At 41.0% G+C, this 13,513-nt stretch carries 12 protein-coding genes; 7 read left to right on the forward strand and 5 right to left on the reverse strand.

From position 1 onward, the window contains the following. Positions 1–126: 126 nt before the first annotated feature. Together A9970_RS23550 and A9970_RS23555 are read right to left on the reverse strand one after the other, a co-directional pair. Positions 127–816, reverse strand: a complete 690-nt coding sequence (locus A9970_RS23550; protein WP_182983954.1) for a LytTR family DNA-binding domain-containing protein — start codon at positions 814–816, stop codon at positions 127–129. Next, the gene (locus A9970_RS23555) at positions 806–1,846 is read right to left on the reverse strand and encodes a sensor histidine kinase (protein ID WP_182331166.1); all 1,041 of its coding nucleotides are present in this window, start codon (positions 1,844–1,846) and stop codon (positions 806–808) included. Before A9970_RS23555 ends, A9970_RS23550 begins: the two co-directional genes overlap by 11 nt. Positions 1,847–2,155: 309 nt before the next feature. Here A9970_RS23555 and A9970_RS23560 point away from each other — a divergent pair, with 309 nt between their 5' ends. The 3 genes from A9970_RS23560 to A9970_RS23570 all read left to right on the forward strand — a co-directional run bounded on the left by A9970_RS23560 (position 2,156) and on the right by A9970_RS23570 (position 4,465). Then, positions 2,156–3,112 (forward strand): aldo/keto reductase, encoded by a 957-nt coding sequence (locus A9970_RS23560; RefSeq protein WP_182984322.1) that lies wholly within the window; start codon positions 2,156–2,158, stop codon positions 3,110–3,112. Between the two features lie 19 nt (positions 3,113–3,131). Further along, entirely contained in the window at positions 3,132–3,614 is a 483-nt protein-coding gene (locus tag A9970_RS23565) for a YdeI/OmpD-associated family protein (protein WP_182983955.1), read from the forward strand. Positions 3,615–3,706: 92 nt separating this feature from the next. After that, on the forward strand, positions 3,707–4,465 hold the full coding sequence (locus A9970_RS23570) for a Gfo/Idh/MocA family protein (RefSeq protein WP_259655464.1): 759 nt from the start codon (positions 3,707–3,709) through the stop codon (positions 4,463–4,465). A gap of 401 nt (positions 4,466–4,866) precedes the next feature. Here the strand turns inward: A9970_RS23570 and A9970_RS23575 are convergent, their stop codons facing one another. After that, positions 4,867–5,850, reverse strand: a complete 984-nt coding sequence (locus tag A9970_RS23575; RefSeq protein ID WP_182983956.1) for an aldo/keto reductase — start codon at positions 5,848–5,850, stop codon at positions 4,867–4,869. Positions 5,851–6,189: 339 nt separating this feature from the next. Between A9970_RS23575 and A9970_RS23580 the strand changes: the two genes are divergently transcribed. Further along, entirely contained in the window at positions 6,190–7,872 is a 1,683-nt protein-coding gene (locus tag A9970_RS23580; RefSeq protein WP_182983957.1) for an FAD-binding dehydrogenase, read from the forward strand. Positions 7,873–7,963: 91 nt separating this feature from the next. Here the strand turns inward: A9970_RS23580 and A9970_RS23585 are convergent, their stop codons facing one another. Continuing rightward, on the reverse strand, positions 7,964–8,833 hold the full coding sequence (locus tag A9970_RS23585; protein WP_153845773.1) for a DMT family transporter: 870 nt from the start codon (positions 8,831–8,833) through the stop codon (positions 7,964–7,966). 347 nt (positions 8,834–9,180) lie between these two features. Between A9970_RS23585 and A9970_RS23590 the strand changes: the two genes are divergently transcribed. Further along, positions 9,181–10,464 carry a Gfo/Idh/MocA family protein gene (locus tag A9970_RS23590; RefSeq protein WP_182983958.1) on the forward strand — a complete coding sequence of 428 codons (1,284 nt, stop codon included), beginning with the start codon at positions 9,181–9,183 and terminating at the stop codon, positions 10,462–10,464. Position 10,465: 1 nt separating this feature from the next. Continuing rightward, entirely contained in the window at positions 10,466–12,241 is a 1,776-nt protein-coding gene (locus A9970_RS23595; protein ID WP_220801686.1) for an alpha-L-fucosidase, read from the forward strand. 11 nt (positions 12,242–12,252) lie between these two features. Here the strand turns inward: A9970_RS23595 and A9970_RS23600 are convergent, their stop codons facing one another. Then, entirely contained in the window at positions 12,253–12,594 is a 342-nt protein-coding gene (locus A9970_RS23600) for a helix-turn-helix domain-containing protein (protein ID WP_182983959.1), read from the reverse strand. A 77-nt stretch (positions 12,595–12,671) separates the two neighbouring features. Between A9970_RS23600 and A9970_RS23605 the strand changes: the two genes are divergently transcribed. Beyond that, positions 12,672–13,421, forward strand: coding sequence for an SDR family oxidoreductase (locus tag A9970_RS23605; RefSeq protein ID WP_182983960.1), 750 nt, complete (start codon positions 12,672–12,674; stop codon positions 13,419–13,421). The last annotated feature ends 92 nt before the right edge of the window (positions 13,422–13,513 follow it).

A 13,513-nucleotide genomic window follows, 5' to 3' on the forward strand; every position in this document is an offset into this window, starting at 1 on the left:
CTATGCGGATTAGGCTGTATGATAGTACACAAATTTGAAAAGGATTTTTTAGCTATGCAATCATCTGTAGACCGAAGTGGCGAATGTGTAGACGAATGGATAATTATAACGATACGATTCGGTACATTATATAAACTGTTCGATATTTTTGATATATTTTTTACCAATAGGGAGGGCGGCTTCGGGTAAAGTAAGTTTGTTTTGAGACACCTGCCCAATACGATTTTTATTGACAATAAAGGAATTATGTATACGTAAAAAGTCTGCGATCGGTAATATTTTTTCCATTCCACGTAAATTGCTACGTGTAAGAAGCGGTGATTCACGGTCTACCAGGTATATTTTAACATAGTCTTTCAAACCTTCTATGTAACTGATTTCGTGAAGAAAAATTTTCGTCTTTTTGTATTCGACATTGACGATAATATGATCCTGTTCGGGGAGCTGCTTTGCACGGAGCAGCATGCCCTCTTCCACTTTCCGGACTGCAGCAGCGAGTCGTTCTTTTGAAATGGGCTTAAGCAGATAATCAATGGCATTTAGTTCGAAACCTTCGACAGCATATTGGTGATAGGCCGTGGTGAAGATAACTAGGGGGCGGGGAGCGAGTTCGCGAATAAACTGCGTGCCCAATTGATCGGGCATTTCAATATCCAGAAAAATCAGATCGATAGCGTGATCTCTTAAATACTCTTCCGCTTCGGCCGTCGCATTAAATTTACCTGTTACTTCGATTTGCTCAAAATTTAACAAGTCGTCTTCGAGGATATTGAGCGCGAAGGGTTCATCATCAATAAGTATACATTTAATCTTCATCGGTCATCAGTTTGAGGGTTACTTCGAAATCTCCAACGTCGGTTTTTCTGATTTTGAGGTCATGTCGATTGGGATACAATAATTGTAATCGTCTGCGTACATTGGTCAGTCCTATCCCTTCGTTTGGACGTGGTTCTGTATGTTGTAAGATTCTATTGCGGGATATAAAGATAATGCCACCTGGAGTTTCCTGAAATTGAAACTGTATCTGTGGAGCTGTTTTGCTATCCACACCATACTTGAATGCATTTTCCACAAAATGTATGAAGAGTAATGGGGGGATCATTCTGTTTTTGACCGTATTTTCAATATCAAGTGCTACATTTCCTTTAATAGGAAGACGAAGGGTCTGTAAGGCAATAAAATTGCGCATATGGTCGATCTCTTTAAAAAGTTCGACTTTGGGGCCGTCTACTTCGTAAAGTATATAGCGTAGCATTTCGGATAACTTAACAATAGTGTCTTCTGAATCTGGTGATTGTTTACGAATGAGCCAACGGATATTATTAAGTGTATTGAATAGGAAATGCGGGCTGATCTGAAGTTTTAACATCGTTAGTTCTGCCGTTGTTTTTTCAAGCGCGATCTGTTTGTTGAGCTCCTTTTGTCGGGCTTGTTCATCATAGAGAAAGATCATGGATGAAGTAATCATACAAAGGGAATAAATGATACCGGGGCCAATCACCAAGCGCACAAAAAGAATATTCTCTTTGGTCAAATGGGCAAGTTCTCCATCTGGATTGAAATAGACTATGATGTAGTTGAGCACCACGTATGTGGCAAATCCAAGTGCGATTAATAGCACAAAAATCTTTCTGCGACCGAAAAAATAGGTAGGTGCAACAACATAGCAATGCAAGTAAAAATTAGCAGCCAGGAATACGATATTTACTAAATGCGATAATGCTGAATATGCTTTGAAATCCGCGATTTTATCGGGTTGGTAGAGGTAAGTTATAAAGGGTAACAGCAGTAGTATAGTCCAGATGACAATATGTAAATAAAATTTTCTGAAAAACCTGCTGATCATGTTATGTCTAATTAATTGCCTTAATTTTTGGATATCATCAAACTTAGATAAATTGCTTTTTATATGCAATATAAATACGTTTCTATGCAAAAAGAATTATTCATTGAAGCCTGTTTTCCTAAGGTTAACATGATCTGTTGTTAATCGATAGGGTGTTAAAACATGACCTGTTGTTAAATGATATGATGTTAAAAGGAGGTTTGTGTAAGAAGGCGAAATCGGGAAATACGCTGCACTGTTGGAAATAGTTTTGTATTTTGCAGGTATAAACTTTGTAACGTGACATTCAATCCAAATCGATATCAACATATGCCCTATAGACGCTGCGGGAAGAGCGGTGTTTTCTTACCTGCCATCTCATTGGGGCTTTGGCAAAATTTTGGTGAAACTGATATTCAAGCTGTATTTCGGAACACTTTAATTACGGCTTTCGATCGTGGGATTACCCATTTTGACCTTGCCAATAATTATGGACCGCCCCCAGGAAGTGCAGAAGAAAACTTTGGGAATATATTGCATGCCGATTTTGTGGGCTATCGTGATGAACTACTTATTTCTACCAAAGCAGGATATACCATGTGGCCAGGTCCTTATGGTGATTGGGGAAGTCGTAAATATTTGATGGCCAGCTTACATCAGAGCTTAAAACGGATGAAGCTCGATTATGTGGATATATTTTACCATCATCGACCGGATCCGAATACACCGTTGGAAGAGACAATGGCAGCATTGCGAGATATTGTTCATCAAGGAAAGGCCTGCTATGTAGGTTTGTCCAATTATCCTCCTGATCTTGCTCAGAAAGCTGCAGCGTTATTGCGTGCAATGGGGACACCATGCCTTATTCATCAGCCTAAGTATTCGATGCTGGTGCGGACACCTGAGGAGGGACTTTTGGATGTGCTGCAGGCAGAAGGAATCGGAGCGATCGCTTTCTCTCCTTTGGCGCAGGGACTGCTGACCAACAAATACCTCGGGGGTATTCCGGCAGATTCACGCGCTTCGAAAGAGCATTTTTTGAAAAGTGAAATGATCACTGCAGAATTAATGGAGAAGATCGACCGGTTGAATAATCTTGCGATACAAAGAGGTCAAACATTGGCGCAAATGGCAATTGCATGGTTGTTGAAAGATGAACGCGTAAGCTCAGTTTTGGTGGGGGCAAGAAATAGTGAACAGCTGGTTGATTCGCTCAAGGCCCTGGACAGGCTGGACTTTACGGCGGATGAATTGACGGATATAGATACTATTCTGAAGCATAATTAGTCACCTAATTGATCATATCATGTTTGCCTTCGAAGCACAATTGGAAATTATTGGTATCAATCCTTTTGTTTATGTTCCTACGGATATTCTGGAAAACCTATTCAAGGATGCAGGAACAAACAAAGGATATATTCCTGTGAAAGGAAAAGTGAATGAAAAGGATTATGTTCAGACGTTGCTGCGGTTTAAGGGGGAGTGGAGACTGTACATTAACACGGTTATATTGTCGAATTCGCCGAAACGAATCGGGGAGACCTTAGCCGTAACAATCGCTTTTGATCCTGAAGACCGGACTATTTTACCCCACCCCGAACTCGAAGCAGCATTTGCACTAAATAAGGAAGCTCTGCAGGTATTCGATGGATTGTCTCCATCAAAGCAAAAGGAAATCATCCGCTATATTTCTTCCTTAAAAACGGCGGACAGTCGAAGAAAAAATATTGAAAAAGCAATGGGTTTTCTTTTGGGTAAAAACCGATTTGTGGGCCGTGAAAAGCCCTAAGAAATCAGACCAGTACTTCGATGTGTGTACTGTAATTCTGGCCAGATATCGGGATTATTGGTCAGAATTTTAACGATAATTTGAATATACTTATGGATAATCCTAAAATTGTATGGGGTATCATCGGCTGTGGTGATGTCACGGAAAAAAAAAGCGGACCAGCGTTTAATCGGATAAATAATAGTCAGCTATTGGCTGTAATGCGAAGAGATGCGGTGAAAGCTGCTGATTATGCTACTCGACATCAAGTCCCCTTGTGGTATTCAGATGCGGACGATTTGCTCGATAATATCGATCTCAATGCAATTTATGTTGCAACGCCACCGTCATCTCATCTCGCGTATGCAGTATCTGCCCTGCGTAGGGGGAAATCTGTTTATGTTGAAAAGCCCGTTACGTTAAATGCGATAGAAGCAGAAACATTATTGCAGGAAGTAAAAGAAAGTGACGGAAAGTTGGTTGTTGCACATTATAGGCGGCAATTGCCTTTGTTTCTAAAAGTTAAAGAACTTGTTGAAAGTGGTGAAATTGGCGAATTAAGGACAGTCCAATTGCGTTTATGGCAAAGCAGAACCCCCGACTTGGTGACTAAAGGTGCCGGAGATTGGCGTACTGACCCTGCCGTTTCGGGGGGAGGTTATTTCTTTGATTTAGCCCCACATCAATTGGATTTGATGATCTATTTTTTTGGAATGCCGGTTTCATATCATGGTTTTAGCTTGATTCAAGATAAAGAAAGTGCTGTAGCTGATCAGACAACAGGGACCATTTTGTTTGAAAATCAGCTTGTCTTTATCAGCTTGTCTTTAATGGAACTTGGAGTTTTAATGTTGCCAAAGAAAACCAAGTAGATAAGGTTGAAATTGTAGGAAGCCTCGGGCATATTACTTTTTCTATTTTTGGAAATTCAGTTGTTATCAAAACAAGAGATGGCGAGAAGGAATTCCTATTTGATCATCCTGAAAATATTCAATTGCCAATGATTTCGCGCACAGTAGATTATTTCAGCGGCATCGGGCCTAATCCATCTCCGATTGAGGAGGCTGTTGTATTAATGAAGATTATCGATGACTTTTCGACAATAAGGCAATAATGTTTTCGTCGCTCTTACCATAAGCTAGATCATACCATGTGATGACTGTGGTAACCTATGTGCAGTATTTTATTTGAGGACATACCCTTGTAATGTTCTTAATGCCAGTACGCCCGTAGGAAGTACTGGCAATTGAATAAATATTTTCAGGTCTGAATATTAAATTTTCGCCAATGCAAGATCGATAAATGATAGTTCTTCGACGGTAAGCGTGATATCGATGGCTTGAGCATTTGCTATGGCCTGCTCTGCATTTCGGGCACCTGCTAAAACCACAGTGATCGCAGGCTGTAGACTGGTCCAGCGTAATACCAATTGAGAAAGCGTTACACCTTTGTTAGTGGCAATTGGACTGATGGTATCCAAGAAGGTCTTTACCTTGGCCAGATCAAATTGTTGGAAATAACCATTGCGGTGATCGCTTTCTTTTAATTTACCTGTGTTAAAATATTTACCGGTTAATAAACCGCGCTCCATAGGGCTATATACAATGATCCCTAGATCATTTTCCTTTGCGTAAGGAACAAGGTCCTGTTCGATACCTCGGTTCAACATACTGTAACCAACTTGATTACTCGCAATGTTGAGGTTCTTCCGTGCTTCTGAAACTTGATCGACACTATAATTGCTGACGCCGGCGGCACGGATCTTACCTTGTTGTAAAAGAAGATCCAAGGCTTCCATCGTTTCCGAAATCGGGGTCGTGCTATCTGGCCAGTGAATCTGAAGTAGATCGATGTAGTCCGTGCGTAAGCGTTTTAGGCTATTCTCTACTTCATGAATTACACTAGTTTTTGACGAATATTTATAAACTGGAATAGTTTTACCAGCTTCTTCTGCATCAAAGAAAAATTCACCTTTTCCTTGGTTACTACCGTCCCATACCAAACCAAATTTCGTCAATAGCTGTATTTTGGTCCGATCGTAACCTTGAATTGCCGCACCGATCATTTCTTCACTTAAACCAAATCCATAAAAAGGGGCTGTATCCAATGTAGTGACACCATTGTCGATCGATGCTTTTACAGAATCAATAGAATCTTTCTTTTCATTTCCGCCCCACATGTTGCCACCAATGGCGAAAGCTCCATAAGTAATTGCTGATAATTCTAAATCTGTTTTTCCTAATTTTCTGTATTCCATTTTTTTATTTTTTTATGTTTCCTATTAAAATTATTTATTACGCTAATGCGCCTTTTTTACCAAATAAATCTGTTCGAAATGGCGCTTACTATTATTTTAATGATTGATAGCACAAAGTTATAACCCTTATTTTTATTATTAAAATAATTTAAATTAGGTTATTCTATTATTTTTATGATATATCATTAGGTGTTTTTTTAGGGAAAGCTTGAACAGTTATAGCTAAGTTTTTCTTGCTCATTCCTGTATAAACTAGTAAATTTATGTCATGCAGTAAGTCTTTTCGAAGGCGATCAATACCATTTTTATTGGAATAAGCAGTTGAGCAAAAGGATAACGATGCAAAAAGTAGAACAATTTAAACCTGACGTGATTATCATTGGAGCTGGCTTGGCAGGACTTACGACAGCAATGGAAGTCACCAATGCTGGTAAGAAAGTGCTTCTTGTAGATCAGGAAACGGAAGAAAATCTAGGGGGGCAGGCCTATTGGTCCTTCGGGGGACTTTTTCTTATCAATTCGCCGCAACAACGTCTCATGGGTATCAAGGATTCTTATGAACTAGCCCGACAGGATTGGATGGGGACTGCCGGATTTGACCGCGAGGAGGATTATTGGCCACGACAATGGGCTGAGGCCTACTTGAAATTTGCAACGGAAGAAAAGTCGGCCTACATTGCTAAGCTTGGCATAAAGTTGATGTTTATGGTCGGTTGGGCAGAGCGCGGTGATGGTTCGGCCTCGGGGCATGGTAATTCTGTGCCTAGATTTCATGTCAGTTGGGGGACCGGAACCGGAGTTGTGAAACCTTTTGTGGATAAAGCTTATGCTGCGCAGGAAAAAGGTCTTCTGCAGTTTCGTTTTCGACATCGCGTGACAAAATTGCTAACGCAAGATGGCACGGTCATTGGAATTGCGGGCGATGTTTTGGAAGATGATAACAAAGCAAGGGGTATTGCAACCAACAGAACTATTCTTGCGGCGTTTGAATATTATGCAGATCAGGTCGTTATTGCTTCGGGAGGAATCGGTGCAAATCATCAATTGGTACGCGAAAATTGGCCTGAACGATTAGGGAAAGCGCCGGCACAAATGATTTCAGGTGTTCCCGCCTATGTCGATGGAAAAATGATTGGAATTGCGGAAGAGGTTGGGGCTCATATGATAAACCGCGATCGCATGTGGCATTATACGGAAGGGATTGAAAATTGGAATCCAATATGGCCTAACCACGGCATCCGTATCTTGCCTGGGCCCTCTTCATTGTGGTTTGATGCCCGCGGCAACAGACTTCCTGCTCCTTATTTGCCTGGATTTGATACCTTGGGTACACTCAAGCACCTGCAAGAGACAGGCTTTTCTTATTCCTGGTTTATTTTGACGCAGAAGATTATCAAAAAAGAGTTTGCTCTTTCGGGTTCAGAACAGAATCCAGATATTACCAACAAGGATTACAGCTTATTTTTGAAGCGCATTTTTGGGAAAAATGCGCCCGGGCCCGTTGAGGCTTTTAAGGAAAAAGGATCTGATTTTATTGTTTCGGACAATCTAAAGGATCTGGTAGCTCGTATGAATCGTTTGGCAGGGGAGGATCTATTGGATTATGAAGCAATTAAATCGCAAATTGAAGCGCGTGACCGGGAAGTAGATAATAAGTTTTCAAAGGACACGCAAGTAAATTACATCCGGAATACACGGAATTACCTTGGTGATAAATTAGGCCGAGTGGCAGCCCTTCATAAAATCCTGGCGCAGGAAAATGGACCGCTTATTGCGGTACGTCTCCATGTACTGACCCGGAAAACCTTAGGTGGTCTTAAAACGAATCTCCAAGCACAAGTGCTAACAAAGGATGACGAGGTGATAAAGGGCTTGTATGCTGTGGGTGAGGTGGCTGGATTTGGTGGTGGCGGGATGCACGGCTATCGGGCACTGGAAGGTACATTTTTGGGGGGATGTATTTTCTCCGGCATGAAAGCCGGACAACATATTGCGAGTCTGCCAAAGGCACCATCTGCCTAAGAAATGTGATGAAAATTAATTCTTTTCTTAATGTTAAAATAAAGGTTCCATAGGCAATCAATGCGATTTTTGCCTATGGAATAAGGGACTATTAAGTTTTTTTTCTGATAGAGCGCATCGTTTGGAGAAGAACAGAAACGAGCACAAGAGCGAGTCCAACATAGAAGGAAGCATTGACTTGTTTGCCTTCGTTGAAGAATAAAAAAGCAATGATAATCGAATAGATGGGCTCGAGATTGAAACTCAAATTGACCGTAAATGCAGATAGCTTCTTGAGTGATTCAGCAAAAAGAACATAGAGGCCAACCGTACAAAATAAAGCCAGCAAGATTAAATAGACCCCATCAGAAAAGCTCGGTATAAAACGTTCGGTGGGAAATAGATAATAGAAAATGGGCAGTCCGAGTCCCAATACAATGGTGCCACTAAGCATCTGATAAAAATTGAGCAATTTACTATCATATTGTTTGACTAGTCGCTCGTTGTAAATGGTATATAAAGCCGCAAAAATAGTTGAAATTACACCCAAAATAATCCCAAGTTGATAAGAGCTATCAAAATGAAAGATTAAACTGATTCCGATCAATGTCAGCATACTTAACATGAGCTGCGCTGCGCTAAATCTTTTCTTGTTGATGATTGGCTCTAATACAGCGGTAAAAAAACTGGTTAGGCAATAGCAAACCACGCCAATGGAAATGTTGGAAAACTTGATGCTACCATAAAAAAATATCCAGTGGATGGTGATTAATAGGCCGACCTTCGCAATTTTAAACACATCTTTAGTGGATTTTAAACGCTCAATTTTGAATAATTTGAGAACGAGGAATAAGATGATTGTTGAGAGTAAAACCCGAAACCAGACGAGTGGTATTTGATTGAGGGTAATTAGCTTGCCGAAAACACCGGTGAAGCCTGCGAGCAGTACTGCGGTATGAAGTACTAAATATGATTTTTTCATAAAAAAATGTCTTTCCCAAAAGGGAAATTTAAAAGCTAAATAAATAGTTAATCCTTATATCATCCGAATTTGCTCCTAATCGGACGCCATTATTCGTTTGACATTGCACTATATTATTTTGCTGGAGGAGAAAGACAAGTTCTTCGGCCCATGGTTTTATGCTTGTTTTTAACAAATATAGAAATTATCTACAGCATTCAAAGTGTTATATTTCAGCTATTTTGTTTGGATTAATATTCTTCATCCTAAAGACTAAATGTTATATTAGTAATCTCGCTAGGGGGGATCCCAAGATAATCGTCTTCCTAGTAATGAATACACAATATCAATATAAACCAAACTAAACAATGAAGAGAAAAGAATTTATACGAAATACGAGTCTATTGGCTGCATCAGCACTTTTTGCACAGACGAAAGTATTCGGTTTTCAAGCTGATACGGTTCGTGTAGGGCTGATCGGTACAAACGGAATGGGCTGGTCCAATCTGAACGCCATCTTGAAGGTACCAGGAGTGCAGTGTACGGCATTATGTGATGTCGATGAAAATGTTTTGGGGAATCGAGCTGAGGAATTAAAGAAACGCAATATTAATGTGAAGACTTACATCGATTATAAAGACCTCCTAAAAGCAAATGACGTTGATGTTGTTATTGTCGCTACACCTGATCATTGGCATTGTATGCAAATGGTTGATGCTGTTGCGGCCGGAAAAGATGTATATGTCGAAAAACCGATTGGAAACTCCATTCGGGAATGCGAAATTATGGTTGCAGCTGCTAAAAGGCATAAGCGCGTTGTACAGGTTGGGCAGTGGCAACGTAGCCAACAACATTTCAGAGATGCGATGGATTTTGTTCATAGCGGAAAATTGGGGAAAATACGTCTTGTTAAGGCTTGGGCTTATCAAGGTTGGATGAAGAGTATTCCGGTTCAGGCAGACGCTCCTGTTCCCGCGGGAGTACATTATGATAAATGGTTGGGGCCAGCACCAAAACGTGCGTTTAATCCCAATCGTTTTCACTTCAATTTTAGATGGTATTGGGATTATGCGGGTGGTTTGATGACCGATTGGGGTGTACATATGTTGGATTATGCGCTAATTGGAATGAAAGTATCAGATCCTGTTTCGGTTATGGCTGCTGGCGGTAAATTTGCTTATCCTGACGATGCCGCTGAAACTCCAGATAGTTTAACAACGGTATATGAGTTTGATGGATTTAATGTTCAATGGGAGCAGGCAACAGGGATAGATTTGGGGCCTTACGAAAAGACTCACGGAGTTGCTTTCATTGGCAATAATGGTACCTTGGTCGTCAATCGTGAGGGTTGGGAAGTTATCCCGGAGAAAGGGCGAATGGATGCTGTCTCTTTTCAACGTTCACAGGATAATGGATTGGACAAGCATATGGTTAATTTTGTAGAAGCAGTTAGAAAGAAATCTGTGGAGGGTTTACATGCTCCGATAGAAGCTGGGGCACATATCGCGATATTCTCACAAATGGGAAATATTGCTTATCGGGCCAAAAAGAAATTGTTCTGGGACAAACAAAAGCGCAGTTTCAATGATAAGGATGCCGACCAGTACCTGGCGAAAATTTATCATAATGGTTATAACCTGCCCAAAGTCTAAGATGTTAAAAATAGGTATTAAAAAGATATTGTTTTGTCTAGCACTGGCGGGGTTGGTTGTGAACCAGGTTTCAGCGCAACAGATGGAACAAATGTGGAATGGTGAGGGGGGAAATAAACCGATCGCCCAAAATAGAGGGAAACTGTTCCGTGAAGGCAAATATGCGATGTTTATCCATTGGGGAATCTATTCGCAGCTAGCAAATACCTGGAAGGGAAAAACGTTTTATGGCATAGGGGAGTGGCTCATGAACAAGAGTATGGCCAATATCCCTGTTGCGGACTATATGGCCGCTGCGGGTTCTTTCCGTCCAGATCATTTTGATGCTAAAGCTATTGTGCAGCTTGCAAAAGATGCTGGAATGCGTTACATCGTGATTACAAGTAAACATCACGATGGATTTTCGATGTTTCATTCTAAGGTGAATTCTTTTAATATTGTTGAGGCTACTGATTTTAAGCGTGATCCAATGACTGAGCTCGCAAAAGCATGTAAAGAGGGGGGAATTGGTTTTGGGTTCTATTATTCGCAAAATCAGGATTGGACCTATCCTGGCGGAAATGGAGGCCCCAAGGTGAATGCAGCTGGTCAGCCGAAAACATTTGATGATTATTTTTGGGAGAAATGTTATCCTGAGGTGAATCAGATTACAACTGAGTATGGACCGATAGAACTGGTCTGGTTCGATACTCCAGGTGGGATGGATAAGAAATACGCACAAAAACTTGTCGAATTGGTTCATAAAAATCAACCTGGGGCGTATGTGTCAGGGCGAGTTGGGCATGGGCTCGGGGATTATTCTACTTTAGGAGATATGGAAGTACCGCGGCAGAATGTTCCAGGTCTTTGGGAAGCAGTGGATGTAACCAACGATTCTTGGGGGTATGCTTGGTACGACAATAATTGGAAGAGTGCTCGCGAGATCCTATTGCGTACATTGTCGACGGTTGGTCGAGGTGGGACTTATATGTTAAATGTTGGCCCCAAGCCAGACGGGACTATTCCAGAACCAGCGAGTTTAGCGTTGCGCGGTGCGGGTGCCTGGATCCGGAAATATCCTGAAACCGTTTATGGGGCGCAAGCGTCACCTTGGGGGCATGCCTTACCCTGGGGAGATGCTACTGTACAGGGGCGTAAGATTTCGTTGTTGGTCTATCATTGGCCGGCCAATGGAAAGTTGTTTGTTCCGGGCCTAACAAAAGGGATAAAGTCGATTAGCCTTTTAACTTCCAACGGCAAAAAGTCCTTGAATTACACGTTCGATGGAAAATGGTTAAAAATCAATACGCCAGGTGTAGCTCCCGATCCATTGGTTTCCGTGATTGAGGTAGTTATGCAGGGAATGCCCGTTATTGATAAAATGTTAGGTGTTGATCCGGCGATGGAGACAATTGTGCCTGTTGATTTTGCTGAAGTTGAAGGATGTAATAAAACTGGAAAATCCTGGATGGAAAAATTCGGTGAATGGAAGCATGTGGTTCAAGTAGGGCAATGGGCTGATGAAAGTAAACTAACGTACGCTATAGACATTGTTAAGCCAGGCTATTATCAAATTGATCTCAATTATACGGGGCAGGGGAGAGTGGTGTGGAAGATCGAAAACTCGGCTGGGGAGATCGTGCAGAATCAGCAAGCGGCCTCTTCTGTGTATAATTGGTACCCTTGGGGATGGATGAAATTTAAGGCTCCGGGGCGCTACAAAATTACTGTTTCTTTAGTGGAGGGGGATGGTGATAAACTCAGTCTTACTGCACTTCGATTTAAATCTGTAGAATAGAGCTCAAAAGTCTATTCTACAGATTCTTCAATAATCACCTTTCTGTGCTCTCGGCCCCAGTTAATCATTTCTTGGATGATATTACCAAATGTCCGGCAATAGGCAGTCGGTAGGTATTCAATTAACACAGGGCTTTCCGGATAGACTTTTCTATTAACGAGTTTGTTGAGTTCCATATCTTTCAATTCTTTGGACAGCATACGAGTGGTGATCCCAGGGATACTTCGTTCAATTTCTCGAAACCGTTTATTACCGTTGCATAATGAATTGATAATGGGAATACGCCATTTTCCACCTATAAAATACAGGGTGTCTTGTAATGCCCTTAGTTCTTCTACTTGATTTCTTTCCATGGTAATTTTGGTATACTCCATTATACTGGTATCAAATGTATATCAAATACCCGATATATTTGTCAAAAAATAGAACAATGAAAAATTTAGAAAACAAAGTCGTCTTAGTTACAGGAGGGAATAGTGGAATTGGTTTTGCAACATCAAAGGAGTTTAGGGAAAATGGGGCACAAGTTATTATTACAGGAAGAAGAAAACAAGCTATTGATCAAGCCGCTGAGCGGATAGGAGCAACAGCCTACGTGGCGGATCAGGCTATACTACAGGATATTGAAAAACTTGCTCAAGAAATAAAAGATCGGTTTGGATATATAGATGTACTATTTATCAACGCCGGTATTACAGGTGAAGGAGGTTTTATTGATGAAGCATCAGAAGCGAATTTTGATGCAGTAATGGATATCAATTTAAAAGGCTCATATTTTACATTGAGCAGGTTTATTCCACTTCTTCGCGATGGTGCGTCTGTCGTTATTCTTTCTTCTAATGTAGCTACCTTAAATATGCCAGCGAGTTCGATTTATCAAGCGAGTAAAGCGGCCGTTAATTCCTTTGCCAAAACAGCAGCAATGGAGCTTGCAGACCGTAAAATTCGTGTAAACACCGTGAGTCCGGGTCCGACTAGGACGGATGTTCTTAACAAGAATTATGACCAGCAGACTGTCGAAAATATTTGGAATAAGTTGGCAGCAGAATCTCCACTCAAAAAGATAGGTACAGCTGAGGATGTCGCTAAAATGGTTGTTTATCTGAGTGGTGATCATGCATCTTACATCACTGGCGCTGATTTTGTTTTGGACGGTGGAATGGGTATCAATCATTCTTAATTACCTGCATAGCGCACTAAGAGAATTTTAGGTGAAGAACTTATCCTTCGTAGATATTCAATTATTATCATACGAAGGATAATCAATAGTTC

Origin of the sequence: Sphingobacterium sp. UME9, from assembly GCF_014170215.1 — a bacterium.
Taxonomy (GTDB): domain Bacteria; phylum Bacteroidota; class Bacteroidia; order Sphingobacteriales; family Sphingobacteriaceae; genus Sphingobacterium; species Sphingobacterium paramultivorum.

What these genes read in the sequence shown, in the direction of transcription:
- A9970_RS23550 (WP_182983954.1), bottom strand. Translation starts at nt 816, where the DNA reads ATGAAGATTAAATGTATACTTATTGATGATGAACCCTTCGCGCTCAAT.
- A9970_RS23555 (WP_182331166.1), bottom strand. Translation starts at nt 1,846, where the DNA reads ATGATCAGCAGGTTTTTCAGAAAATTTTATTTACATATTGTCATCTGG.
- A9970_RS23560 (WP_182984322.1), top strand. Translation starts at nt 2,156, where the DNA reads ATGCCCTATAGACGCTGCGGGAAGAGCGGTGTTTTCTTACCTGCCATC.
- A9970_RS23565 (WP_182983955.1), top strand. Translation starts at nt 3,132, where the DNA reads ATGTTTGCCTTCGAAGCACAATTGGAAATTATTGGTATCAATCCTTTT.
- A9970_RS23570 (WP_259655464.1), top strand. Translation starts at nt 3,707, where the DNA reads ATGGATAATCCTAAAATTGTATGGGGTATCATCGGCTGTGGTGATGTC.
- A9970_RS23575 (WP_182983956.1), bottom strand. Translation starts at nt 5,850, where the DNA reads ATGGAATACAGAAAATTAGGAAAAACAGATTTAGAATTATCAGCAATT.
- A9970_RS23580 (WP_182983957.1), top strand. Translation starts at nt 6,190, where the DNA reads ATGCAAAAAGTAGAACAATTTAAACCTGACGTGATTATCATTGGAGCT.
- A9970_RS23585 (WP_153845773.1), bottom strand. Translation starts at nt 8,833, where the DNA reads ATGAAAAAATCATATTTAGTACTTCATACCGCAGTACTGCTCGCAGGC.
- A9970_RS23590 (WP_182983958.1), top strand. Translation starts at nt 9,181, where the DNA reads ATGAAGAGAAAAGAATTTATACGAAATACGAGTCTATTGGCTGCATCA.
- A9970_RS23595 (WP_220801686.1), top strand. Translation starts at nt 10,466, where the DNA reads ATGTTAAAAATAGGTATTAAAAAGATATTGTTTTGTCTAGCACTGGCG.
- A9970_RS23600 (WP_182983959.1), bottom strand. Translation starts at nt 12,594, where the DNA reads ATGGAAAGAAATCAAGTAGAAGAACTAAGGGCATTACAAGACACCCTG.
- A9970_RS23605 (WP_182983960.1), top strand. Translation starts at nt 12,672, where the DNA reads ATGAAAAATTTAGAAAACAAAGTCGTCTTAGTTACAGGAGGGAATAGT.